Source organism: Kocuria palustris (assembly GCF_007666205.1).
GTDB classification, from domain to species: Bacteria; Actinomycetota; Actinomycetes; order Actinomycetales; family Micrococcaceae; genus Kocuria; species Kocuria palustris_A.
The window spans coordinates 112,931-136,568 of record NZ_VDOR01000007.1 but is presented as its reverse complement, the minus strand read 5'-3'; the positions used below and the strand labels follow the sequence as shown (position 1 = coordinate 136,568).

Here is a 23,638-nt window from a genome sequence, read left to right as displayed (position 1 = left end):
CGGTAGGCGTAGCGATTCAGGAGAGATGAGGACCTCGATGGGAGCACCCGCCGCAGACCCGACCCGCGGATACCTGGCGCAGCATCGCGAGGGCCGGCTGCACAGCGAGCCCGGCCGCGAGATCGTGCTGCGCACGGAGTTCCCCGTGGAGAAGTTCTACGGGAGGGAGCGGGGCTCGTTCTCGGATGATCTGAGCTTCGATCTCTTCGAGCAGAAGCCGCTGGACGACGGCGTCCTGGTGGCCGTGCGCCACCTGTGGGACCTGCAGCGCTCGACCACCGGGCAGCTGCGCGACCTCTTCGCGGGGTGGACCTCCAAGGAGGCCCGGATCGACGCCTTCCTCACGACCTGGGCCTATGAGCGGTTCTGGATCGCGGATGCGCTCAAGCGCGTGCTCGCCGCCCACGGCGCCCCCACCCCTGCGGAGGTCGAGCCCGACGACGACCTGGCGGGACGGCTCGGTGCGCTCGCGGACCAGATCCATCCCATGACCGACTCGGTGTGGACGAACCTGCGCGGCGAGCGCGTGGTCGCCGGTCAGATGGCCCGCGGCCTCTCCCGGGAGTCCACGACCGCCGCGCTGCTGCGGCGCCTGCGCGAGGTCGCCGGCCATCCCGTGATCGACCGCCTGTGCGACGAGGCCCTCGAGCGCACCCAGGACTACATCGGCTTCTTCCGCGAGGAGGCCCGGGCGCGTCTGCTCGCCGACGCCGCCGCGGCCGCATCGGCCCGGCGGGCAGTGCGCTTCGGGTTCTCGCCGCTGCTGCTCCGGCGGATGTCGGCCGCGCAGGCCCGTCGGGCGCTGGAGGTCCTGGCCCCGGGGGTGCGGCAGCGCCGTCGGCTGTGCCGAGAGGCCGACGACGAGGTCCACGCCCTGCCGGGGCTGCGCGGCCCCGAGCCGCTCGCGGCCGCGCTGCGCGGCCTCTGAGCGCACCCCGCCCCGGGACGACGGCCGCACGGCCCGGCACCCGGCAGGCTCGCCTCCCGGGCGTCCGGCACAATGGCCGCACCCGAACCATCCATCCATCGACGTCGAGCCGCAGGCGCCGCATCCCCGAGATGCGGCCGCCGGGCCGCCCATCCTCCGAGGAGTCCCGTTGACCGAGTCCACCACCCAGCGCGTGCTGCTGACGGGAGCCACCGGCTTCCTCGGCCAGGCGGTGCTGGAGCGCCTGCTGTCCTCCGGCGCAGATGTCCACGTCACGGCCGTGATCCGCCCCAAGGGCGAGATCACCGCGCAGACGCGCCTGGGACAGCTGCTGCGCAAGCCCGTCTTCAAGCCGTGGCGGGAGGCCGTGGGCGACGAGGAGGCGCGACGGATCTTCGAGGAGCGCACGGACGTCCTCTCCGGGGACCTCTCGGCGCTCAGCGAGATCAGCGATCCCTTCGACGTCGTCATCCACTCGGCCTCGACCGTCTCGTTCGACCCGCCGATCGACGACGCCTTCCGGACGAATGTCGGCGGCGCCCTGAGCCTCTACGAGGCCCTGCGCGCCTCCGGCCAGGATCCGCACGTCATCCACGTGTCCACGTGCTACGTCGGGGGCATCGCCAAGGGCCTGCGCCCCGAGACGGCGGTGGACCACGACGTCGACTGGCGCCAGGAGCTCGAGCACGCCCTCGCGGCCCGGGCCGAGGCCGAGGCCGCCTCGCGCACCCCGGAGCAGCTGCACTCGTTCCTCGAGGCCGCGACCCGCACCGAGGGCAAGCAGGGGCCCAAGTCGGTCGCCGGGTCCTCCGAGGCCAGCCGCACCGGCTGGATCACCCAGCGCCTGGTCGATCTGGGGCGCACCCGCGCCCAGTCGCTGGGCTGGACCGACGTCTACACGTTCACCAAGGCCATGGGCGAGCGCGTGGCCGAGGACCTGTGGGCCGGCGACGGGCACCGCCTCTCGGTCGTGCGGCCGGCGATCATCGAGTCCGCGCTGCGCCACCCGTTCCCGGGATGGATCGACGGCTACAAGGTCGCCGATCCGCTGATCATGGCCTACGCCAAGGGGGCGCTGCCGGAGTTCCCGGGCCTGCCGGACTCGGTGCTCGACGTGACCCCGGTCGACTTCGTGGTCAGCGCGGTCGTCACCCTGGCGCTGCAGGGCCATCGCGGCGAGGCCGCCGGCGACCGGAGCAGCGTCGGCTACTACCAGATCTGCACGGGCGCCTCGAACCCGCTGCCGTTCCACAAGATGTACGAGTACGTGCGCGAGTACTTCCTCGAGCACCCGGTCGAGGGCCCGGACGGCAAGCCGGTGATCGTGCCGGAGTGGCGCTTCCCGGCCAACAACGGCGTCGAGAGCTCGCTGGCCGTGCGCGAGCGGCTGGTCGACATGGGCGGGCGGCTCAACGAGCTGCTGCCCTCGACCCGGCGGACGCTGCAGTGGGCCAACCGGCTGCACAAGGCCCAGTCGGGCCTCGGCTCGCTGCGCACCTACGTGGACCTGTACCAGAACTACACGCGCACCGAGATGATCTTCGACGACTCGAACACCCGCGCGCTGAACGCCTCGCGGCCCGAGGACGCGCCGGCGGACTCGTCGTTCGATCCCCGCGACGTCGAGTGGCGCTCGTACTGGCAGCAGATCCACCTGCCCGCGCTGACGGAGATGACCCGGGCGTACTCCCGCGCCTCGGCGGCTCGGCGCAAGCGCACGCAGCGCCCCCGCCGCGAGCTCAAGCCCGGGACCGACGTCCTGGCGCTGTTCGACTTCGAGGGCACCGTGATCGACTCGACCGTGGTGTCGCAGTACCTCGCGGTGCAGCGCCGCATCGCGCCCGCGCGCCTGCCCGGCGACGTCCTGGGCATGCTGCGCACCGTTCCGACGTACCTGAAGGCCGAGCGCCGCGATCGCGGCGAGTTCCTGCGCTCGTTCCTGCGCCGCTACCAGGGCCTCTCCGAGTCCGCGATCCGCGAGGCCGTCGACGGTCCCCTGGGGGAGCAGATGCTCGAGCAGCTCAACCCCGGGGCCCTCGCCCGGATCGAGGAGCACCGGGCAGCGGGCCACCGCACCGTGCTCGTGACGGGCAGCCCGGATCTCTTCGTCGCACCGGTCGCCGAGCTGTTCGACGAGGTGGTGGCCTCCCGCATGGTCGTGCGCGACGGCGTGCTGACCGGCTATCTCGACACCCCGCCCCTGGTGGACGAGGCCCGGGCCCAGTGGGTCAAGCGCTACGCGCAGGACCACGGGCTGGATCTGTCGCGCTCCTTCGGCTACGGCGACTCCGTGGCCGATGCGGCGTGGCTGGGCCTCGTCGGCCACCCGGCCGTCGTGAACCCCGACATCCCCCTGTACCGCATGGCCAAGCGCTCGCACTGGCCGATCGAGGAATGGAAGAAGCACTGATCGCATGGCATTCGACATCGACCGATTCGCAGCGACCTCCCACCGAGTGGCCTGGGAGGACCTGGACATGGACAGCTTCCGGCGCGATCCGCTGCCGGAGTCGTCCCTGCGGGTGCTGCGCTACATGTGCGACGTCGAGTTCCACACGGTCTGCTACCTGCGGGACCTGCTGATCACCCCCTCGCACCACGACGAGGACGTCTCGGCGTTCATGACCATGTGGAACCGCGAGGAGTTCTGGCACGGCGAGGCCCTGGCCGAGGTGCTGGGCCTGCACGGCATCGTCGTGGACTACGACGAGATCAAGGCCAAGCGCGTGAAGCTCGGCTGGGCGGAGGCGCTCAAGCCGCTCAAGCAGTCGCTGCTCTCGACGCTGATCGGCGACGACTTCGTGGCCACGCACATGACGTGGGGCGCGGCGAACGAGTATTCGGCCGTGGCCGCGTACAAGCGGATGGCGGCCATCGAGGAGCACCCGGTGCTCTCGGAGCTGCTCGTGCGCATCGCCCGCCAGGAGTCGCGCCACGTCGCGTTCTACTCGACGCAGGCGCGGCAGCGCCTGGGCGACTCGGTGCGGGCGCAGCGGATCACCCGGCTGGCCATGCGCAGCGCCTGGCGACCGGTGGGCTCCGGCGTCATGAGCGACGCCGAGGTGCGCCACGTGATGGGCCATCTCTTCGCCGGCGACGAGGGCCGCGAGGAGATGCGCAAGCTCGATGCCAACATCGCCCGGCTGCCCGGCATGGGAGGGCTCACCCTCTTCCAGGACGTCATCGACCAGGACGAGGATCAGGCCCCCGCAGCGGAGCCGGCCCAGCGGCTGAGCGCATGACCGCGCCTCGGACGTCCGGGGCGGGCGCCGAGCGCGATCCTGCCGGCGCGGCGGCGGAGCCGGACGCGTCCGCGGGGACCCCTGCCTCCGGGGCGCGGGTTCCGATCGGCCGGGCGGCCACCACCGACCGGAAGATCACGGCCGCCGTGCTCGGCCTGCTCGTGCGCGAGGGCCCGGCCCGGGTCTCGATCGAGTCCGTGGCCGCCGAGTCGGGGGTGGCCAAGACGTCGATCTACCGCCGCTATGCGAACACCGAGGCGATGGTCGACGACGTCCTGGAGCGCAGCCGCGACAGCCTGGCCCCGCGCCCGCTCGAGCTGCCGCAGGACGGGACCTGGACCCAGCAGCAGTGGACCCTGGCCCTCGACGCCGCCGTGCGCGCCCTGGTCCTGGACCTCGGGACCGGCACGGCGGTCGCGCTGCTCAGCGAGCCGACCACGGAGACCGCACGGATCCTGCGCGAGCACCTGGTGCGCCCGCGCGTGCGGCAGCTGCACCATCTGCTCCAGCTGCAGGTCGAGGCGGGCGGCCTGTCCCCGGAGGCCGACCTGGAGGTCCTGATCGACTTCGTGCTCGGCTCCGCCTACGTGCGCCTGGCCCGCCAGGGAGACCTCGGCGACTCCTGGGCCCAGCGCGTGCGCGACGCTCTGCTGGGCCAGCTCGGCCGCGGCTGACCCCGTCCGCAGCCGCCCGCCGACAGCAGCCGGCCCTGCGGCCCGGCCCCGCCGGGCAGGGGAGGGCCGTCAGAGCAGCATCTCCTCGTCGGGGCGCCGACGCAGCTGAGACTCGAGGTAGTCCCGCGTGGCGTCCTCGGTCGGGACGTCGGCCCGCTGCCGCTCGGAGAGGAACCACCGGTGCTCGAGCACCTCGTGGACGATCTCCGCCGGCTCCCGCTTGGCGCGCAGCTCGGCCGGGATGGCCCGCATCATCGGGGTGAAGACCTCCTGCTTCCACAGCCCGGCGATCATGTCCTCGGGAAGTCCCGGGTAGAGGGCCCTGCCGAACTGCCGGATGTCGGTGAGGATGCGCCGCGCCTGGTTCTCGCGAGCGCTCAGGCCCGTCAGCGCCCGGACCCGACGCGAGTGGTGCCCCGGCTCCACCACGCGGGGGATCAGGCGCACGACCCCGTCGTCGTCGGTGTCCAGGGAGGCCTCCTCGACGTCGAAGCCCAGCTCGTGCAGGCGCTCGACGCGCTCGGCCACCCGCCACTTCTGCTCGTGCGGGAAGCTCTCCTCGTCGGTGAGCTCGCGCCACAGGGAGTCGTAGGTCTCCGTGAGGCGCTGCGCGGTGGTGAAGGGATCCACCGGGGTCGAGGCCGTCTGCTCGGGCGGCAGAGCGGGCAGGGACGAGGTGGCCGCGGCCGGCTCGTAGCCGGGCCCCGAGTGGGTGCCGCGGTCCTCGGGAGCCGGGGCCTCCCGCAGATCGTCGTGGATGTCCGCGGGATGCTGCCGCTGCTCGAAGGCGGCCAGCAGGTCCATGAGCTCGCCGGCCACGTTCGTGCTCGCCAGGTCGAGGTCGTAGCGGCGCTGCCCGTCGGTCAGGCGGGGGTGCAGCTCGCCGGTCTCGGCATCCACCAGACAGGCCGCGAAGGCGCCGGCATCGCGCAGGAACAGGGTGTTCGACAGGGAGACGTCGCCCCAGTAGAAGCCGGCCAGGTGCAGCTGGACGAGCAGCAGGGCCAGGGCGTCCACGAGCTTGTCGGCGATCTCGGCATCCGGGTTGTCCGAGAACAGGACGCGGTAGGGCAGGGAGAAGGCCAGATGCTCCGTCAGCAGGACGGCCGGCAGCTCGCCGCCGTCCGGGGCGCGGCGGCCCGTGACCACCGCGACGGGCACGACCGACGGGGTGCCCATCTGGCGCAGGCGCCGCAGGACGTCGTACTCGCGGGAGGCATTGCGAGCCGTGGTCTCCTTCGCCGCCAGCACGCGCCGCCCCACCCGGGCGAAGCGCACCACGTGGCGGGAGATGCCGCGGGGGTAGGCCACCAGGACCTCGTCGGGCCATTCGGCCAGCGGCGTCTGCCAGGGAAGGTCGAGCAGCTCGGGCTGGGGGAAGCCCGTCTGGATCGAGACGCGGCGGCCGCGCTGGGGCTGCTGACCGCCCGCGGCGGCGCGGGGGATGTCCGACATGGACCAGAGCGTACTCGTCCCCCGCACGCCCCGATCAGCCGAGGGCCTCGGCGCGCAGCCGCGCGAAGACCGTCAGCAGCCGGCCGAGGGCCTGCGGGGACTCCACCCGGAACGGCGCGATCGTCTCCTTGTCGCCGACCTTGAGACCGACGTCCTGGGTGCGCAGCGCGCGCATGCCGTCCTCGTCGGTCACGTCATCGCCCGCGAACAGCGCGGCGTCCGCGCCGGTGGCCCGGATGAGCGCCTCGACGCCCTCGCCCTTGGTGGCCGAGAGCACCGAGCACTCCATGACCTGCTGGCCCGGGGTGATGCGCAGCCCTCCCAGGTCCTCGAAGCGCTCGCGCATCTCCGTCAGCGCCGCATCGGAGCGGGACTGGTCCTCCATGGGCCGGGTGTGCAGGCACACGCCCGCCGGCTTGAGCTCGGCCTTGGCACCGGGGTGGCGCTCGACGACCTCCCGCACGGCGTCGACCGCGCGGTCCAGCAGCACGAGCTGCTCGGGGCTCAGCCGGATCGCGGAGTCGCCGGCATCCGGGCCCAGGGGGCGCAGGTCGAGCTCCGCGCCGTGGGATCCCGAGAGCAGCTTGGTGCGCTGGTGGTCCACGACCGACTGCAGGAACCCCAGATCGCGCCCGGAGATGATGCCGACGTGCGTGCGCTCCATCCCTGCGAGGCGGTCCAGCGCCTCCTGCGACTCGGGCAGGGCCCGGGAGTCCTGGGGGTCGACCGTGAACGGCGCCAGGGTGCCGTCGAAGTCGAAGGCGGCCAGCAGCGTGGGCGCCTGCGCCAGGCGCCGCAGGGCCTCCATCAGCTGCGGGTCGGCCTCCGGGGCCGGGGCATCGGGGGAGGGCTCGGTCATCGGCTCAGGACTCCTGGTCGTCGCGGGAGCGGCTGCGCATGGCCGCGAGATCGGTCAGGAACGCCTTCTGCCAGGCGTCGACGTCGTTGGTCAGGACCTGCCGGCGCATCGAGCGCATGCGCTTGCGCGCCTCGTCGTCGGGCATGGACTTGGCCTGGAGCATGAGCATCTTGAGCTCGTCGATGTCATGCGGGTTGACCAGGATCGCCTGCTTGAGCTGATCCGCCGCGCCCGTGAACTCGGAGAGCACCAGCCGCCCGCTGCCGTCGGCCTTGGCGGCCACGAACTCCTTGGCGACCAGGTTCATGCCGTCGCGCAGGGAGGTGACGAGCATGACGTCGGTGGCGAGGTAGAGCGCGACCATCTCCTCGAACGGGTAGCCGTGGTGGAGGTAGCGGATGGCCGTGTGGCCCATCGTGTCGTACTGGCCGTTGAGGTGGCCCACCATGCCCTCGACCTGCTCGCGCAGCAGCTTGTAGGACTCCACGCGCTCCCGCGACGGGGAGGCGACCTGGACCAGGATGTCCTGGTCCACGTCCAGTGCCCCGTCCTCCAGCAGCTCGCCGTAGGCCTTGATGCGGTGGCGGATGCCCTTGGTGTAGTCCAGGCGGTCCACCCCCAGGAACACGGTCTCGGGATCGCCGAGCTCGCGGCGGATCTCCCGGGCGCGCTCCTTGGTCTCGGGACGGGAGGCCATCTCCTTGATGCCCTCGACGTCGATCGAGATGGGGTACGGGCCCGCCTTGACGGTCCACGACGGACCGGCGGCGGAGTCCTCGCCCGTGAAGTCGAAGGCCGTGGACGTGGTCTCCGGGGTGATCTCGGCCTCGCCCCGGCGGAAGGCGACGCCCATGAAGCGACGGACGCAGTTCTGGAAGTTCTGCGCGTCCCCGGGGCGCTGGAAGCCGATGAGATCGGCGCCCGTCAGCCCCTCGAGCACGGAGCGGCGCCAGGGCAGCTGGGCGAAGATCTCCACCGGGGGGAACGGGATGTGGTCGAAGAACCCGACCGTCAGATCCGGGCGCAGCCGGCGCAGCATCCGGGGCACGAGCTGCAGCTGGTAGTCCTGGACCCACACCGTCGCGCCCTCGGAGGCGGCGGAGGCGGCCGCCTCCGCGAAGCGCCGGTTGACGTCCTTGTAGGCGTTCCACCAGGTGCGGTGGTAGTCCGGCGGGGCGATCACGTCGTGGTACAGCGGCCAGAGGGTGCCGTTGGAGAAGCCCTCATAGTAGCGCTCGACGTCCCGGGCGGAGAACTCGACGGGCACCAGGTGGAACACGTCGTGGTCGAAGGGCTCGAGCGACTCGTCCGGGCTGCCGGCCCAGCCGACCCAGGCGCCGTCGTTCTTGGCCATCACCGGGGCCAGCGCCGAGACGAGGCCGCCGGGGGAGCGGTGCCAGGTGCTGCGCCCGTCCTCGTCCGTGGACCGGTCGACGGGCAGGCGGTTGGCCACCACGACGAAGTCCCGGCCCCCATCACCCCCGCCCGACGTCGGCCTCGCCGTGGTCGTCTCAGGTGTCTGGCTCATGCGGGCATCCCTCCATCGGAATCGTCATCGCCTCTCGGCTCCATCCTAGGGCGGCGGCCCCCGCGCGGTCGCGGCCCCCGTCTGCGCACCGGCTGGGCGGTTCCTGGGCACGGGTGCGATGCGCTCGGCCGCTATCCTGGCTCGGAGACGATCCGTCCCCGCGGAGACCGCGCGTCCCGCGGCGTCGCCAGACCGACCGCCACGCAGAAGAGGATCCATGGCCCCCACCAAGGACAAGGACGATTTCCGGGCACAGGCCCGCGGCATCGCCGACAAGCACGCCCAGGCCGATCAGCGGCAGAAGCGCCTCCTCCAGATCGGCATCGCCATCCTGGTGGTCGCGATCCTGGTGATCGCCGCGCTCGTGTTCTGGCAGGTGCGCTCGCAGCGCATCCCCGACTCCGGGCCCGTCCCCGCCAGCGCGAACGAGTGGGGCGGGATCGAGATGACCTCCGACGGCATCACGAAGGACGCCGCCGAGTCCGACGAGGTCTCCGCCGCGGACGCCGGCGATCCGCCCGCCGAGCCGCCGCAGGAGCCGGATGCTCAGGGCATCGTCGAGCCCGGCACCGCCGGGGAGTCCGGCGATCCCGTCCAGATCGTCGTGTGGCAGGACTTCGACTGCGTGCACTGCGCCGAGTTCGAGGAGACCTACGGCGACGAGATCGCCGATCTGGTGGAGTCGGGCGACGCGACCGTCGAGTACCGCACGGTGAACTACCTGGACAACGCCACCTACTACTCCTCGCGCTCCTCGGCCGCCTACTACGAGGTCGCCGACCAGGTCGGCCCGCAGGAGGCCCTCGAGTTCCAGAAGGAGATGTTCACCCACCAGGGCACCGGCGGGCTGGACGACGAGGAGATCGTCGAGATCGCCTCCAAGCACGGCGCCGACATCCAGCAGGCCATGGACGACCAGGACTGGCGCCCGATGGTCGACTACACCTCCGCCCAGGCCCAGGCCGACGGCGTGACCGGCACCCCGACCGCGATGGTCGACGGCGTGGTCTGGCAGCAGGGCTCCTCGATGAAGGACGCGGTCCAGGCCGCGAGCGAGGGCAAGGACCCGAACGACGCCGGCGGCGAGGGCGGACAGGGCTGATCCCCCCCGCCCCGGCAGCACGCGGCGCCCGTCGACCGAGAGGCCGGCGGGCGCCGACGTCGTCCCGGCCCCCGGGCCTTCGCTAGGATGGCAGGGCTCCTCATCCGAGGGGACGCGCCTCCTTAGCTCAGTCGGCAGAGCAGCTGCCTTGTAAACAGCAGGTCGTCGGTTCGATTCCGACAGGGGGCTCACGGACGACGAAGGCCCCGGTCGCGCGAGCGCGTTGCCGGGGCCTTCGTCGTGCATCCGCCCCGCGCCGCCCGCCCCGCCCGCGAGGGGGGCGCATGCGAGTCCTCGCCGCTCAATGGGCCGCGCGGGCGACCCCTCGCGGCGGGGGGGGGGTGCCCCGTCTCGGGTGGGGGCGATCCGTGACGTCGGCGGAAGGGCGCTCCTGTGCCGCAACCGTGCTCGGCGCCGTTCCGGTGGCGGATGCGACGGCTGATAACCGAGCGGGCCTGTCCAGGGCATGGGTCAGGCGCCTGATGAATCACGCTCACAGGATGGCCGGCCCATGGTGGAGAATCACTCCTATGACTGAGTCCCAGCCGCGCAGACTGCGGAATCCAGTGTGGACACGCGAGGAGATCGTCCTGGTCGCGGATGCCGTTGTCGCCAACGAATGGCGTGAGCTGCGGCAGACGGACCCTCAGGTCGTGGAGCTGTCTCGGCAGCTGAGAAGGCTCCCGTTCCATCCGCCCGCATCACGGCCCGCCGACTTCCGGAGCCCGGGAAGCGTGTCTCGCAAGACGGCAGATATCGTGACCGCCCGTTCGACCTACAGAGGCGCGCCCACGAAGGGCGGGGCTCTGACCCGTCAGGTGGTGCACGAGTTCGAGAACGACCCCGGGCTCTTGAGAGAACAGGCTGCCGTGGTCCGGAAGTCCGCATTCGGAGGGGAGATCCCAAACCGGGAGAAGATCGCGGATCCCGATCTGGGTGTGACGGTTTCAGAGGGCGGAGTGCTCGAGAAGGCTCATCTTGCGCGGGAGCGAGACCGTGTCATGAGGGAGTCGAAGATCAAGGCGGTGCGGGCTGCTGGCGGGGAGATCGCCTGCGAGGTCTGCGGCTTCCACTTCGGTCGGTTCTACGGCGCCCGTGGCGACGGGTACATCGAGGTGCATCACCGGGTTCCGTTGCATGTTTCAGGTCCGACAGCTACGTCGCTCGCGGATCTCGCGTTGCTGTGCTCCAACTGCCACCGGATGATTCATCGCGGGACCCCCTGGCTCACTGTGGAGCAGCTGGCCGACATCGTGGAGGGCAGCGTCCGACGGTAACGCATGGGTTTTCAGGTCTGCCTGGAGCGGGCGTCCCATAGGTCGCCGGCAGGAGCGGGCTGGCCCGATACGGCTCCGCGTCGTCGACAATGAACTGCGGAGGCACCCACGGATTGTTGTTGATTCGCTTTCAACGGGGCCTTCGTCGTGCAACCGCCCCCGCTGCACCCGCGAGGGGCCCGTATGCGAGTCCTCGCCGCTCGATGGGCCGCCCGGGCGCCCCCCGCGGGCGCGCTCTGTCGTCGGGGCGTTCTGGGGCCGCGCACGGGGTGCCGGAGCCGCCGGAATGACGAGCGGCCCCCGACCGTCGGGTCGGGGGCCGCATCGTCAGCGCTCGCGGATCACTCCTCGGTGATCGCGACCTCCGCCTGCTCGCGCCGGCCGTAGGCCCACAGCAGCAGCTCGGAGGGCGTGCCGCGCACGATGCGCACGGTCGAGGACTTGGCCTTGCCGCCGGTCACGGAGCCGTAGCCGTTGGCCACGAGCAGGACCGAGTCCTCCTGGGAGCGCAGCAGCGGCTTGCCCATGAGCTTGAGGGCGGCCCAGAGGTCGCTCTCCTCCTCCTGCAGCAGCTGGCGGCGGTGCCAGGTCTCCTGCGCGCGGCGCACGTCCTCGTGGTGGACGAAGAACTCGGCCGTGTTCATGCGCTTGTCGAGCGGGCTCAGGCGGGCCGGGGAGTAGGCCGCGGGCTTCTCGACCTTGGCCACGAGGTCGGACCAGTCCTGGGCGCGCAGCTGGGCGTCGGCGCTCCTGGCTCGCTTGGTCAGGAACGGGACCTTCGGCAGCACGGTGCCCGCGACGACATCGGGGCGGGAATCGCGCTCGATCAGGTGGACCGCGAGGTCGCGGGTGGCCCAGCCCTCGCACAGGGTGGGCGCATCCGGGCCCACGCGGCGCAGCAGCGCTGCCAGGTGACGACGCTCGACGACGGCGAAGTTGGTCACTTCATCTCCTCTCGGCGCGGCCCGGGCTCGCCGGGGGCGCTCATGCGATGACTGATTCGGTGCCTTCCCCACCAACGTATCGGGGGGTGCTGGGACCGCGGAACAGCCGATGGGCGTTCGGCCCGAATGCACAGGACATTCCCATCGGGGCAGGGCGGACGGCGTCGGCTCAGACGTCCCGACGCGTGCGGCTGACCACCTTGGCGCGGAGGGCCAGGAGCAGGATCAGGGCGAGCACCCCGTACAGGACCCAGGTGATGGGGCTGCCGACGAGGACCCCGGTATCGCCGTCCGAGGACACCAGGGCATCGCGCAGGGAGGTCTCGGCCAGCGGCCCGAGGACCATGCCGATGATCAGCGGCGCCATGGGGTAGCCGTTGATCCGCATCGCGAAGGCGATCAGGCCGATCACGAGCAGCAGGCCGAGGTCGAACAGGGAGCTGGATGCCGCGTACACGCCGAGGCCGCAGAAGACCATGATCCCGGCGTAGAGGTACGGCGCGGGGATCAGCAGGAGCTTGGCCCACAGCTGCGCGAAGGGGAGGTTGATGATCAGCAGGACGATCATGGCGATGAAGAAGCTCGCCATGAGCGCCCACACCAGCTCGGAGGACCGCTCGAAGAGCAGCGGGCCGGGCTGGAGGCCGTACTGCCGGAAGGCGGCGAGCATCATGGCCGCCGTCGCGGACACCGGCAGGCCCAGGGCCAGCAGCGCGCCCATGGCCATGCCGGTGGTCGAGTTGCCGGCGGCCTCCGGGGCGGCGAGGCCGCGGATCGCGCCCTTCCCGAACCGGGGATCGCGCCGGCGCCGGTCCAGAGAGCGCTCGGTGCCGTAGGCCAGGAACGTGGGGATCTCCGCCCCTCCGGCCGGGATCACGCCGAAGGGCAGGCCGATCGCGGTGCCGCGGCCCCAGGCGGGCAGGGCCTCGCGGAACTCGCGGCCCGACAGCCACGGGCGGCCCTTGGACTCGATCATCTGCCCCTCGGGCCGGTTGCGGGCGATCGTGGCGAAGTGGATGACCTCGCCGACGGCGAGCACGGCCACCGTGACGGTGACCAGCGAGATGCCGTCGAAGAGGTTCTGGGAGCCGGCGGTGAAGCGGGGGATGCCGGTCACGGAGTCGATGCCGATCACCGCGATGCCCAGGCCCAGCAGCAACGAGAGCAGTCCCTTGACCGCCGAGTCCGTGACCACCGACGAGGTCGCCGCGAACGCGAAGATCGCCAGCGCGAAGTACTCCGCGGGGCCGAAGCTCGTGGAGAAGGCCGCCAGCCAGGGCGCCACGAACACCAGCAGGATCGAGGCGGTGAAGCCGCCGATGAACGCGCCGATGGCCGCGGTGGCCAGGGCCTGCGGGGCGCGGCCGTCCTTGGCCATGCGGTGGCCCTCGAAGGTCGAGGCGATGGCCGAGCCCTGGCCCGGCGTGTTCATCAGGATGCCCATGGTCGAGTCGCCGAACAGCCCGCCGAAGTAGACGCCGGAGAACATGATGAACGCGGCGGTGGGCTCGAGGGCGAAGGTCACGGGCAGCAGCAGGGCGACGGCCATCGAGGAGCCGAGGCCCGGGATGACGCCCACGGCCGTGCCGAGCAGGCAGCCGGCCACGACCCAGAGGAGATTGCCCACCGTCAGGGCGCCGGCGAAGCCGTCGGCCAGCAGGGACAGGGACTCCATCAGAACGCACCTCCCAGGATGCCGGAGGGCAGGTTCAGTCCCAGCCCCATGTCGAAGGCGATGTAGGCCAGCGAGCTGATCGTCAGGCCCGCCGCCGCCGACGTGAGCGGGCGGCGATCGCCGAAGCCGCGGGCGACGCACCAGAAGAGCAGCGCCGCGGCCAGGACCCAGCCGAGCAGGCGCAGCGTCGCGATGAACACGACGAACCCGCCGACGGTCCACGCGAGCGCGGGCCAGTCGAAGCCGCGGGGCGGCGCGGTCTCGGCGGGTTCGTGCTCGGGGAGGCGCCGGGCATCGCGCAGGATGCGGATCAGCTCGAGGCCCAGCAGGAGGTACATGAGACCGGCGATGATCGCGGGGAAGAACCGGGGCCCGGGGAAGTCCGCGGAGTCCGGGACCTCGATCAGGAACAGGTTGACCAGCAGGTAGGTGGCGAAGGCGAGGAGCACGGCCGGGGTCAGCAGCTCCCGCAGCAGGAAGGCAGGCCGGCTCATGCGCCCATCTCCTCGTACAGCGCCGCGATGCGCGTGCGCTCCTGCTCCAGGAAGGCGGCCAGGTCCTCGCCGAAGATCCGGTTCTCGGCCCAGTGGTAGCGCTCGATCGCCTCGGCCCACTCGGGGGCGTCGATCGTCTCCCGGATCACGGCCTCGAGCTCGGTGCGCTCCTCGTCGGAGATGCCGGGCGGCGCCGCGAGCAGGCGCCAGTTGGTCATCGTGACGTCGTAGCCCTGCTCCGCCGTCGTGGGGATCTCGACGCCCTCGACCGGCTCGGGGGCCACGAGGGCCAGTGCGCGCAGGTTCCCGGACTCGATCTGATCGACGTTGTCCGGGTAGCCGCCCGAGGCGGCCGCGGCGGTGCCGTTGAGCAGGGCCTGGATCGCCTCGCCTCCGCCGTCGGAGGAGACGTACTGGAACCTCGAGAGGTCCACGCCGGACTTCAGCGCGAGGTCCGTGATCACGAGCTCGTCGAACGAGCCGCCGCCGGTCCACGGGAGGGAGCCGGGGTCCTGCCGCCACGCCTGCACGAGGTCGTCGAGGGTCTCGTGGGGAGAGTCCCCGGGGACGACGATCACCCCGTACTCCTCGACGACGACCGCCAGGGCCGTGACGTCCTCGAGGGCGACGTCGGTCTCGTACTGGATCGTGGCCGCGAGCTGGCCGGTGCCGCCGACCATCATGGTCCGGGCGTCGCCGGCGAGGCCGGTCAGGTTGCTCAGGGCGATCGTGCCGCCTGCGCCCGGCATGTTGACGACCTGCGTGCTGTTGATGATCGAGTGCTCGCGCTGGACCATCTGCATCTCGCGGGCGATGGTGTCCCAGCCGCCGCCGGCGGCCGCCGGGGCGATGATCGTGAGGTTCGAGCGCAGATCGGTCCCGGAGGTGCGGGACGTGATCGAGCCGTAGGCGGCGGTGCCGAAGGAGCCGAGCGCGATCGCCGCACCCACTCCCTTGAGCACGGCGCGCCGGCCCGGCGAACCGGGGTCGGGTGAATCCACGGGAGGGCTCCTGCCGGTGCGGGACAGGGCCGCGGCGGGGGACAGCTCGCCGCCGCGGCCGATGGTCCGAGCCATGCTACCTGTGAGGCGGCGCACACCGGACGCGCTCCGGGGCCGCCGGCCCGGTCAGCCCCGGCCCGGCTCCTGCGCCTCGAGCGGGCCGGTCAGGGCCTCGGGCTCCTCGGGCGGCTCCTCGCTGAACTGGCTCTCGTAGAGAGCGCGGTAGGCCCCGTCCCGGCCCATCAGCTCGTCGTGCGAGCCCTGCTCGATGATCCGCCCGGAGCTCATCACCAGGATCGTGTCGGCATCGCGGATCGTGGAGAGCCGATGGGCGATCACGAACGACGTCCGACCGCTGCGCAGGGCCGCCATGGCCTTCTGCACGGCGACCTCGGTGCGGGTGTCCACCGAGGAGGTGGCCTCGTCGAGGATCAGCAGCGCAGGCGCGGCCAGGAACGCCCGGGCGATCGTGATGAGCTGGCGCTCGCCGGAGGAGATGTTGCCGCCCCCGTCGTCGAGCACGGTCTCGTAGCCGTCGGGCAGAGCGCGCACGAACCGGTCGACGGAGGTCGCGCGGGCCGCGGCCTCGACCTCCTCGTCGGCGGCCTCCAGGCGCCCGTAGCGGATGTTCTCGCGGATGGTCCCCGAGAAGAGCCAGGCGTCCTGCAGGACCATGCCCACGCGGGAGCGCAGCTGCGCTCGCGTCATGTCCCGGATGTCGACCCCGTCGAGGGTGATCCGCCCGGCGTCGATCTCGTAGAAGCGCATCACGAGGTTGACCAGGGTGGTCTTGCCCGCACCGGTCGGGCCCACGATCGCGACCGTGCGCCCGGGCTCGGCCGTGAAGGAGAGGTCCTCGATGAGCGGCTGGTCCTTCGCGTAGGAGAAGGAGACGCCCTCGAAGCGCACGCGGCCCTCGGTGCGCTCGGGCAGCTCGGCCGGTGCGGGCTCGGGGTCCTGCTCCTGCGCGTCGAGCAGCTCGAACACCCGCTCGGCCGAGGCGACGCCGGACTGGATCTGGGCGGCCATCGACGCGACCTGGGACAGCGGCTGGTTGAACTCGCGGGAGTACTGGATGAAGGCGGTGGCCGCCCCCAGGGTCATGCTCCCGGACACCACGCGCATCCCGCCGACGACGGCGATGCCCACGTAGGACAGCCACGAGACGAACTGCATGATCGGCATGATGGAGCCGGAGACGAACTGCGCGGAGAACGCGGAGCGGTGCAGCTGCTCGTTGCGGCGGTCGAAGTCGCGGGCCATGTCCTCCTCGCGGCCGAACACGGTCACCAGCTGGTGGCCGGTGAAGTCCTCCTCGATCTGGCCGTTCAGCGCTCCGGTCGCGGCCCACTGCCGGCCGAAGTGCTTCTGGGCCCGCGACCCGACGATCCCGGCAGCGGCCGCGGACAGCGGCAGGGCGATCAGGGCCACCAGGGCCAGCTGCCACGAGAGCACGAACATCATGACGAGGATGCCGAGCACGCGCATGAGGTTCTCGAGCAGGGAGGAGAACGTCTGCTGCAGCGCGGTCTGCACGTTGTCCACGTCATTGGTCACCCGCGACATCACGTCGCCGCGGCGGCGGGTGTCGAAGTAGCTCAGCGGGATGCGGTGCAGCTTCTCCTCGACCTCCCGGCGCAGGTCGCGGATGATCCGCACGGAGATCGCGTTGAGCACGAATCCCTGGGCCCACTGCAGGATCCCGGCCACGAGGTACATCGCGAGCACGATGAGGATCAGGGCGCCCAGCCGCTGGAAGTCCACGCCGGCCCCCGGGTCCAGGGGCATGGTCGTGAAGACGTCGGCCAGGGAGTCCTGGCCCTGGGCCCGCAGGTCGTCGACGACCTCCTGCTGGGTCGCATCCGGGGGCAGCTCGCGGGTCAGCACCCCGGCGAAGATCACGTTCGTGGCCTGCCCCAGCAGCACCGGCGCGAGCACGGAGAGCACGACGGAGCCGGTGATGAACGCGAGCACCACGGCCAGCCGGCCCTTGAAGCCGAGCATCAGCGCGCCGAGGCGGCGCACCGAGGGCCAGAAGCGCCGGGCCCTCCTGACGGGGGCATCGCCCCATTCGTCCGAGGGCGGGGCATCGGGGTCGGCCCCGGGGGCGATGAGCGGCTGCTCGTCGGACCCGAGGACCGCGGCGCCCGCCGCCTCCGTCGTCGCCGCTTCCGCCCGGTCGCCGCGGCCGCGGGGGGTGCTGCTGGGGCTCATCGGGAGGCCTCCGCTTCCGTGTCGGCCGAGGGGTCCTCGGGGGAGAGCTGCGAGTCCACGATCTCGCGGTAGGTGGGGGAGGACTCGAGCAGCTCGGCATGGGTGCCGCGCGCGGTGATGCGCCCGTCGTCGAGGACCAGGATCTGATCCGCGTCCAGGACGGTGGCCACGCGCTGGGCCACGACGATCTGGGTCACGTGCCGGGTGACGGGGCGCAGGGCGGCGCGCAGGGCGGCGTCGGTCGTGACGTCGAGGGCGGAGAAGGAGTCGTCGAAGATGTGCACGACCGGGTCCGCGACGAGCGCCCGGGCGATCGACAGCCGCTGGCGCTGGCCGCCGGAGACCGTCGTGCCGCCCTGCGAGACGCTCGTCCCGAGCTGATCGGGCATCCGCCGCACGAAGTCCGCGGCCTGGGCGGTCTCGAGGGCCTCCCACAGCTGCTCGTCGGTGGCTCCCGGGCGTCCGAAGCGCAGGTTGGAGGCGATGGTCCCGGAGAACAGGTAGGGCTTCTGGGGCACCAGCGCGACCCGGCGCACGATCTCGGAGCGGGCCATGCGGGAGGTCTCGACGCCGTCGAGCAGCACCTGGCCGTGCGTGGGGTCGTCCAGGCGCGGGATCAGGTGGGCCAGGGTGGTCTTGCCGGCTCCCGTCGAACCGATGATCGCGGTCATGGTGCCGGGGCGGGCGGTGAAGCTGATGCCCTGCAGGACCGGGGCCTCGGCCCCCGGGTACGAGTAGGTCACGTCCCGGAACTCGACGACGCCCTCGAGCCGCTGCGGCAGCTGCGGATCCCGGGGCTCGACCAGCGTCGACTCCGCGTCGAGGACCTCGCCGATGCGCTCGGCGCTGACCAGCGCGCGCGGAACCATCATGAGCATGAACACGCCCATCATCAGGGCCATGAGGATCTGCAGGAGGTACTGCGTGAAGGCGGTCATCTGCCCGACCTCGAGCAGGCCCTGGTCCACGCGGTGCCCGCCGAACCACAGCACCGCCGCGGTCGCCAGGTGCAGGACCATCATGATCAGGGGGAACATCAGCACGAACAGCTGCCCGATGCGCAGCGAGATGTCGGAGAGGTCGTCGTTGACGCCGGCGAAGCGGGTCCGCTCGTGGTCCTCCCGCACGAACGCGCGCACCACGCGCATGCCGACGACCTGCTCGCGCAGCACCCCGTTGATGTCGTCGATCCTGCCCTGCATGGCCCGGAACAGCGGCATGAGCCGCCGCATGATCAGCAGGATCAGCACGATCAGCAGGGGGATCGAGACCCAGACCAGCCAGGACAGCCCCGGGTCGGTGCGCAGCGCCATGACGAGCCCGCCGATGCTCATCAGCGGAGCCGTGATCATCAGCGTCAGGCCCATGAGGATGAGCATCTGGACCTGCTGGACGTCGTTGGTGCCGCGGGTGATCAGCGACGGGGTGCCGAAGCGGTCCATCTCCCGGCCCGAGAACCGGGCGACCCGGCGCTGGACGTCGCGGCGCAGATCGCGGCCGGCGCCCATGGCCACGCGGGCCCCGCAGTAGACCGCGGCCACCGCCGAGAGGGCCTGCAGCAGCGTCACGCCCAGCATGACCAGCCCCGTGGCGCCGATGACCCCGGTGCGGCCCTGGGCCACGCCGTCGTCGATGATGCGCGCGTTGAGCGCCGGCAGGAACAGGATGGTCATGGCGGCGATGAGCTGCAGGACCACCACCGCCAGGATCCAGCCGGGGTAGCGGCCCGCGTAGACGCGGATGATGCGGAGCAGCATGGGGCCTCCAGGGCGCGGCGGCGGACGCCGGGTGCGGTGCGCGGAGCACGTCGGGCTCGGCGGCCCCCGGATCGGAGGCGGCGGCCGGAGCATGGGCGGGTGCCGGAGCAGCGGCTCGTGCCGGAGCTGGGCGGGGCGGAGACGGGCGCGGCGACAGGGGCGAACCCGGCCCGGACCAGGATAGACCCGGAAGGACTAGTGTCGGGGGCCAGGAGCAGGGCGGCCGACGGGCCCGCCGCGCCGCCCGCCGGACGGCGCGGCCCGAGGCGGGGCCGCCCTCGACGGACCGGCGGGGAACCGAGCGCCTCAGGAGGCAGCGGCACATGTTCGCACAGGAGCGGCAGGCGGAGATCGCGCAGCTGGTGGCCGAGGCCCGGCGGGTCAGCGGCGCGGACCTGTCGCGGCGCTTCGAGGTCACCATGGAGACGGTGCGCCGCGACCTGGCCGCTCTCGAGGCCGCCGGCCGGCTGCGCCGGGTCCACGGCGGGGCCGTGTCGCTCGAGCGCCCCGGCTCGGTCGAGCAGTCGCTGACGGGCCGGGAGGCCGTCAAGTCCCCGGCCAAGCGCCGCATCGCCGCTCGTGCCGTGCGCCTGCTCGAATCCGAAGGGGCCGTCTCCGTCGCCCTGGACGCGGGCACCACCGTCGAGGCGGTGGCCGACGAGCTCGCCGCCTGGCGCGCTCCCGATCCGGAGCAGCCGCTGCATGTCCTGACCCATGCGCTGCATGCCGCGGGGCGGCTCGCGGATCACCCCGACATCGAGCTCGATCTGGTCGGCGGGGCGGTGCGCAAGCTCACCTGGGCCGCCGCCGGGGCGCGCACCGCGCAGCACTACGCCGGGCACCGCGTGGACATCGCGTTCCTGGGGTGCTCGGGGGTCTCCGAGGGATTCGGGTTCTCGACCCCGCACGCGCCCGAGGCGGCCGTGAAGGCGGCGATCACGGGGGCGGCCCGCCGGGTCGTCGTGGTCTGCGATGCGGAGAAGCACGGGCACGAGATGTTCTCCCGCTACGCCCACCTCTCCGAGGTCGACGTCATGATCACCGACATCGCCCCGCCCGCCGGGCTCGGTCGGGCTCTCGAGCGCGCCGGCGTGGAGGTCCTCATCGCCTGAGCGCGGGGCCGCCGCGGGGTCTCAGCGGGTGCGCAGGACGATCCGGCCGCCGGAGGCGCCGATGCGCAGCGACGCGAGGGGCGCGGCCATGAGCAGCGAGGACCCGAGCAGCTCGAGCAGCTCCTCCAGGTGGTAGACGACGTGGAAGGCCGGGGAGCCGCCCGCCGGCAGCTCGCCGCCGCGGGCGCTCACGAGCAGGTCGTTGGCCGTCTCGAGCCCGACGGCGCCCGCGAGCAGCACCGCGAGCCCGAGCACGAACAGGCGCCGCGAGGTCGGCCCGATCCGTCGCCCGAGCAGGATCGCCGCGGCCAGGACAGCGATCCCGAGGGGGATGCCCACGGCCAGCCAGGCGTAGGTGAAGCCGTGCCGGGGCGCGATCGCGTCCGCGAGGAAGCGCAGGCGCTCGTGCAGGCCGGCGGCCTCGTCCAGGCTCAGCAGCGCCGCGAGCGCGGCCAGGGCGCTCCAGGCGGGCCAGCCGGAGGCCCCGGTGCTGCGGTGCAGGACGGCGACCCCGGCGCCGAGCACGGCCGCCGCGATGAGCAGCGCCGTGTTCCACCAGGTCGGCAGGTTCCCCTCGCTGCCGACGTCGAACCACCGGCGCACCGGGTGCTGCCAGTCGTCCCAGGCCAGCCCGAGGACGATCGGCATGAGCAGCGAGAGGGCGACGACCGCGAGGTTGAGCGCGACCGCCGCCGCCAGGGGCCGCTGCCAGCGCAGCCTCCGCAGCTCCGGCGCGCGATCCCTGGCCCCCGGGCGCCCGCCGCGTCCGGAGGAGGTCCTCTCCTGCTTGGCGATGCTCATGGCTCCTCCAACCGTGTCCTTCATCGTCTGCTCACCTCCTGTTCAGAAGACGGACACCCACGCTAGGAGCTGCCGATGAGGCCTCTGTGAGGGCGGGCTCCCGCGAGCGGCGGGCGATCACCCGGTACGGTGGAGGCCAGCACACTGTCACCGAGCCGAGGCGGTCCTCCATGCCCTTGCCGAAGATCCCGCGCGTCCTCCCCGGGACGAGCGGACGCGCCCTCCCCGGACGATCCGGTGCGGAGGGCGCTACCGCGCGCGTCGTCGAGGCGACGCCCCAGGAGTGGTCGCGGCGCATCGTCGGGAACCCGGACGGCGGCAACGTCTTCCAGGGCCCGGCCTTCGCCGCGCACAAGGCGGAGCACGGCTGGGACCCCGTGCACGTCGTCGTCGATCTGGACGGCGAGCAGATCGCGGTCACGGTGCTCACGCGCTCGGTGCCCGGCTTCGGCTCGGTCTGGTACGCGCCCAAGGGCCCCGGCACCACCACGGTGGCCGACACCGCACGGGCCGCCCACGCGATCGGCGAGCTGGCCCGCAGCCGCGGCGCGTTCGTGCTGAAGATCGAGCCGGAGCTGCTCGACTCGCCGGGCGCGCGCGCCGGGCTGACCCAGGCGGGGCTCGAGGAGACGTGGAACGTCCAGCCCAACGGCTCGACCGTGATCCTCGACATCGCCCCGGACCTCGAGCAGATCGAGGCGTCGTTCCACCGCAACACCCGCTACAACATCCGCAAGGCCCGCAAGGGCGCGGTCAGCGAGGTCGTCCCGGTCGACGATGCGAACTGCGAGGTCTTCCTGGACCTGTTCGAGGAGACCGCCCAGGGCCGCTTCGGGCTGCGCAGCCGCGAGTACTACACCTCGATGTGGAAGAAGCACGCCGAGGCCGGGCAGGGCTGCTTCGTCTTCGGCTCCGTGCCGGATCCCGACGACGAGACCGCCCCGCGCAAGGTCGTGTGCTGCGACTTCGTGATGCTGCTGGGGACCAAGGGCTCGCGCAAGGACGCGGCCTCGATGCGCCGCCAGCCGGTGCGCGGCGTCCCGGCGCTGAACGTCGTCGAGGCGATCCGCTGGCTCAAGGAGCACGGGGCGAGCGAGTACGACCTGTGCTCGACGCCGCCCTCGGACCGGCTCAAGGACGAGGACCACCCGCTGCACGGCGTGGGCCAGTTCAAGACGGGCTTCAGCGACGAGGTCACGGACTTCGTCGGCTGCTGGGACCTGCCCCTGAGCCCCGCCAAGCACAAGGCCTGGACCGCCGGTCTCGAGGGCGCGGTCCTGCGGGTGCACCTCAAGCGCACCGGCGAGAACTGGTACTGACGCGGCCCGCCCCGGCACCGGCCGGGGCGCCGCGCGCCGTCGACCGAACCCGGGACAGGATCCCGGGCCCGAACCCCGAGAAGGGAGAGCTGTGCGCGCCTTCACCGGACGCTTCGCCACGACCCAGGAGACCGTTGACTGGGACGACCACGTCCAGGCCGACCCCCGCGGCGGCGATCTGCTGCAGGCGGCTTCGTACGCCGACGTCAAGAAGCACCACGGCTGGAAGCCGGTGCACCTGGTCCACGAGCCGCAGGACGGCTCGCAGCCCGTCTTCACGCTGGCCCTCGAGAAGTCCGTGCCCGGGCTGGGCCGGCTCTGGTACATGCCCAAGGGGCCCTCGGTCGAGCACGGCGATGACCTCGTGGGGTTCTCCCGGGCCACGCAGGAGCTCGTGGAGCGCGAGCGGCTGGGGGTCTTCCTGGTCAAGATGGAGCCGGTCCTGGAGGACTCGGCGGAGCTGACGAGCACGCTCGAGGCGGCAGGTCTGGTCCGCTCCTTCCCGATCCAGTCCAACGACTCGACCGCCGTGCTCGACACCGATCGCAGCGAGGACGAGGTCTTCAAGGCGCTGCACTCCCGGGGCCGCAACGCGGTGCGCCGCGCGATCCGCGAAGAGGCCCGCGTCGAGCGCGTCCCCGTCACCGAGGCCACCATGAAGGCCATGTACGGGCTGATGCAGACCATCGGGCAGGGCAATGCGGGGGTGACGCTGCGCCCGTACGAGTACTACCGCCGCTTCTGGCTGAACTTCGACCGGGTCGGGCAGGGCCGCCTCTACTTCGCCTACGAGGACGACGCGCCGTCCGTGGGCGCCTACGTGGTCGCCTACGGCCGCCACGGGTTCTACAAGGACGGCGGCTCGCTGCCGCGGCGGAAGCAGTACGGCGACTCGCACCTGGTCCAGTGGACCGCCCTGACGGATCTGATGAGGGACCACGGGATCGTCGACTACGACTTCGTGGGCACCCCGCCGAAGGACCGCCTCAAGGACAAGGAGCACCCGTTCCACGGACTGGGCATGTTCAAGACGTCGTTCACCAGGTCCGTGATCGACTACACGGGCGTGTGGGACCAGCGGCTCTCCCCGCGGCGCGCGCGGATCTGGGACGAGGCCGTGGAGAAGGTCCTGCGCCAGCTGTGGGTCCGCTCCCGGAGCGAGCCGTTCTACTGAGCCGCCGCCGGGCCGTGGACGCCCCGGCCCGCTGAGCGATCGCGGCGCGCTGCGCCGCACCGCGCCGCCGCCGGGACGGCCC

General features: G+C 72.2%; 19 protein-coding genes and 1 tRNA gene. 10 read left to right on the top strand and 10 right to left on the bottom strand.

The features are described from left to right. Positions 1–37 precede the first annotated feature (37 nt). The 4 genes from FSY66_RS08560 to FSY66_RS08545 all read left to right on the top strand — a co-directional run bounded on the left by FSY66_RS08560 (position 38) and on the right by FSY66_RS08545 (position 4,844). Positions 38–928, top strand: coding sequence for a hypothetical protein (locus FSY66_RS08560; protein ID WP_144793661.1), 891 nt, complete (start codon positions 38–40; stop codon positions 926–928). A gap of 169 nt (positions 929–1,097) precedes the next feature. Continuing rightward, positions 1,098–3,338, top strand: a complete 2,241-nt coding sequence (locus tag FSY66_RS08555) for an HAD-IB family hydrolase (RefSeq protein ID WP_144793657.1) — start codon at positions 1,098–1,100, stop codon at positions 3,336–3,338. Between the two features lie 4 nt (positions 3,339–3,342). Next, entirely contained in the window at positions 3,343–4,170 is an 828-nt protein-coding gene (locus tag FSY66_RS08550) for a ferritin-like domain-containing protein (RefSeq protein WP_144793654.1), read from the top strand. Further along, positions 4,167–4,844 carry a TetR/AcrR family transcriptional regulator gene (locus FSY66_RS08545; RefSeq protein ID WP_144793651.1) on the top strand — a complete coding sequence of 226 codons (678 nt, stop codon included), beginning with the start codon at positions 4,167–4,169 and terminating at the stop codon, positions 4,842–4,844. The genes FSY66_RS08550 and FSY66_RS08545 overlap by 4 nt, the downstream gene beginning before the upstream one ends. A 69-nt stretch (positions 4,845–4,913) precedes the next feature. Here FSY66_RS08545 and FSY66_RS08540 read toward each other — a convergent pair whose 3' ends face one another. From FSY66_RS08540 to FSY66_RS08530, 3 genes are read right to left on the bottom strand one after another with little or no spacing between them, the layout of a single operon-like run. Further along, the gene (locus tag FSY66_RS08540) at positions 4,914–6,299 is read right to left on the bottom strand and encodes a DUF4032 domain-containing protein (RefSeq protein ID WP_144793648.1); all 1,386 of its coding nucleotides are present in this window, start codon (positions 6,297–6,299) and stop codon (positions 4,914–4,916) included. Positions 6,300–6,333: 34 nt separating this feature from the next. Further along, positions 6,334–7,158 (bottom strand): trehalose-phosphatase, encoded by an 825-nt coding sequence (gene otsB / locus FSY66_RS08535; RefSeq protein WP_144793645.1) that lies wholly within the window; start codon positions 7,156–7,158, stop codon positions 6,334–6,336. 4 nt (positions 7,159–7,162) lie between these two features. Further along, on the bottom strand, positions 7,163–8,686 hold the full coding sequence (locus FSY66_RS08530; protein WP_144793642.1) for an alpha,alpha-trehalose-phosphate synthase (UDP-forming): 1,524 nt from the start codon (positions 8,684–8,686) through the stop codon (positions 7,163–7,165). A gap of 217 nt (positions 8,687–8,903) precedes the next feature. Here FSY66_RS08530 and FSY66_RS08525 point away from each other — a divergent pair, with 217 nt between their 5' ends. From FSY66_RS08525 to FSY66_RS08515, 3 genes are all read left to right on the top strand, one after another. Beyond that, entirely contained in the window at positions 8,904–9,788 is an 885-nt protein-coding gene (locus FSY66_RS08525; RefSeq protein ID WP_186304517.1) for a DsbA family protein, read from the top strand. 116 nt (positions 9,789–9,904) lie between these two features. Next, positions 9,905–9,977 (top strand) — tRNA-Thr (locus FSY66_RS08520). Between the two features lie 341 nt (positions 9,978–10,318). Further along, positions 10,319–11,065, top strand: a complete 747-nt coding sequence (locus FSY66_RS08515; RefSeq protein WP_186304516.1) for an HNH endonuclease — start codon at positions 10,319–10,321, stop codon at positions 11,063–11,065. A 341-nt stretch (positions 11,066–11,406) separates the two neighbouring features. Here FSY66_RS08515 and FSY66_RS08510 read toward each other — a convergent pair whose 3' ends face one another. From FSY66_RS08510 to FSY66_RS08485, 6 genes are all read right to left on the bottom strand, one after another. Beyond that, positions 11,407–12,009: a TIGR03085 family metal-binding protein gene (locus FSY66_RS08510; RefSeq protein WP_144793633.1), complete on the bottom strand. Its 603-nt coding sequence runs from the start codon at positions 12,007–12,009 to the stop codon at positions 11,407–11,409. Positions 12,010–12,178: 169 nt separating this feature from the next. After that, positions 12,179–13,684: a tripartite tricarboxylate transporter permease gene (locus FSY66_RS08505; protein ID WP_144793630.1), complete on the bottom strand. Its 1,506-nt coding sequence runs from the start codon at positions 13,682–13,684 to the stop codon at positions 12,179–12,181. Next, positions 13,684–14,178 (bottom strand): tripartite tricarboxylate transporter TctB family protein, encoded by a 495-nt coding sequence (locus FSY66_RS08500; protein WP_144793627.1) that lies wholly within the window; start codon positions 14,176–14,178, stop codon positions 13,684–13,686. Before FSY66_RS08500 ends, FSY66_RS08505 begins: the two co-directional genes overlap by 1 nt. Beyond that, the gene (locus FSY66_RS08495) at positions 14,175–15,179 is read right to left on the bottom strand and encodes a tripartite tricarboxylate transporter substrate binding protein (protein WP_260853600.1); all 1,005 of its coding nucleotides are present in this window, start codon (positions 15,177–15,179) and stop codon (positions 14,175–14,177) included. Before FSY66_RS08495 ends, FSY66_RS08500 begins: the two co-directional genes overlap by 4 nt. Positions 15,180–15,305: 126 nt before the next feature. Then, positions 15,306–17,393 (bottom strand): ABC transporter ATP-binding protein, encoded by a 2,088-nt coding sequence (locus FSY66_RS08490; protein ID WP_144793619.1) that lies wholly within the window; start codon positions 17,391–17,393, stop codon positions 15,306–15,308. Continuing rightward, positions 17,390–19,150 carry an ABC transporter ATP-binding protein gene (locus FSY66_RS08485; protein ID WP_144793616.1) on the bottom strand — a complete coding sequence of 587 codons (1,761 nt, stop codon included), beginning with the start codon at positions 19,148–19,150 and terminating at the stop codon, positions 17,390–17,392. Before FSY66_RS08485 ends, FSY66_RS08490 begins: the two co-directional genes overlap by 4 nt. Positions 19,151–19,473: 323 nt before the next feature. Between FSY66_RS08485 and FSY66_RS08480 the strand changes: the two genes are divergently transcribed. Next, positions 19,474–20,262 (top strand): DeoR/GlpR family DNA-binding transcription regulator, encoded by a 789-nt coding sequence (locus tag FSY66_RS08480; protein ID WP_144793613.1) that lies wholly within the window; start codon positions 19,474–19,476, stop codon positions 20,260–20,262. A gap of 21 nt (positions 20,263–20,283) precedes the next feature. Here the strand turns inward: FSY66_RS08480 and FSY66_RS08475 are convergent, their stop codons facing one another. Continuing rightward, the gene (locus FSY66_RS08475; protein ID WP_144793610.1) at positions 20,284–21,063 is read right to left on the bottom strand and encodes a hypothetical protein; all 780 of its coding nucleotides are present in this window, start codon (positions 21,061–21,063) and stop codon (positions 20,284–20,286) included. Between the two features lie 170 nt (positions 21,064–21,233). On the opposite strand from FSY66_RS08475, the gene FSY66_RS08470 reads away from it, so the two are divergent. Together FSY66_RS08470 and FSY66_RS08465 are read left to right on the top strand one after the other, a co-directional pair. Further along, positions 21,234–22,382 carry a lipid II:glycine glycyltransferase FemX gene (locus FSY66_RS08470; RefSeq protein ID WP_144793607.1) on the top strand — a complete coding sequence of 383 codons (1,149 nt, stop codon included), beginning with the start codon at positions 21,234–21,236 and terminating at the stop codon, positions 22,380–22,382. 91 nt (positions 22,383–22,473) lie between these two features. Further along, complete coding sequence (locus FSY66_RS08465) at positions 22,474–23,556, top strand: lipid II:glycine glycyltransferase FemX (RefSeq protein WP_144793604.1); 1,083 nt, start codon at positions 22,474–22,476, stop codon at positions 23,554–23,556. The last annotated feature ends 82 nt before the right edge of the window (positions 23,557–23,638 follow it).

Bases quoted from the DNA above. Each gene is read 5' to 3' on its own strand.
- FSY66_RS08560 (WP_144793661.1), top strand. From the start codon at position 38: ATGGGAGCACCCGCCGCAGACCCGACCCGCGGATACCTGGCGCAGCAT.
- FSY66_RS08550 (WP_144793654.1), top strand. From the start codon at position 3,343: ATGGCATTCGACATCGACCGATTCGCAGCGACCTCCCACCGAGTGGCC.
- FSY66_RS08545 (WP_144793651.1), top strand. From the start codon at position 4,167: ATGACCGCGCCTCGGACGTCCGGGGCGGGCGCCGAGCGCGATCCTGCC.
- FSY66_RS08540 (WP_144793648.1), bottom strand. From the start codon at position 6,299: ATGTCGGACATCCCCCGCGCCGCCGCGGGCGGTCAGCAGCCCCAGCGC.
- otsB (WP_144793645.1), bottom strand. From the start codon at position 7,158: ATGACCGAGCCCTCCCCCGATGCCCCGGCCCCGGAGGCCGACCCGCAG.
- FSY66_RS08530 (WP_144793642.1), bottom strand. From the start codon at position 8,686: ATGAGCCAGACACCTGAGACGACCACGGCGAGGCCGACGTCGGGCGGG.
- FSY66_RS08525 (WP_186304517.1), top strand. From the start codon at position 8,904: ATGGCCCCCACCAAGGACAAGGACGATTTCCGGGCACAGGCCCGCGGC.
- FSY66_RS08515 (WP_186304516.1), top strand. From the start codon at position 10,319: ATGACTGAGTCCCAGCCGCGCAGACTGCGGAATCCAGTGTGGACACGC.
- FSY66_RS08505 (WP_144793630.1), bottom strand. From the start codon at position 13,684: ATGGAGTCCCTGTCCCTGCTGGCCGACGGCTTCGCCGGCGCCCTGACG.
- FSY66_RS08500 (WP_144793627.1), bottom strand. From the start codon at position 14,178: ATGAGCCGGCCTGCCTTCCTGCTGCGGGAGCTGCTGACCCCGGCCGTG.
- FSY66_RS08490 (WP_144793619.1), bottom strand. From the start codon at position 17,393: ATGAGCCCCAGCAGCACCCCCCGCGGCCGCGGCGACCGGGCGGAAGCG.
- FSY66_RS08485 (WP_144793616.1), bottom strand. From the start codon at position 19,150: ATGCTGCTCCGCATCATCCGCGTCTACGCGGGCCGCTACCCCGGCTGG.
- FSY66_RS08480 (WP_144793613.1), top strand. From the start codon at position 19,474: ATGTTCGCACAGGAGCGGCAGGCGGAGATCGCGCAGCTGGTGGCCGAG.
- FSY66_RS08475 (WP_144793610.1), bottom strand. From the start codon at position 21,063: ATGAGCATCGCCAAGCAGGAGAGGACCTCCTCCGGACGCGGCGGGCGC.
- FSY66_RS08470 (WP_144793607.1), top strand. From the start codon at position 21,234: ATGCCCTTGCCGAAGATCCCGCGCGTCCTCCCCGGGACGAGCGGACGC.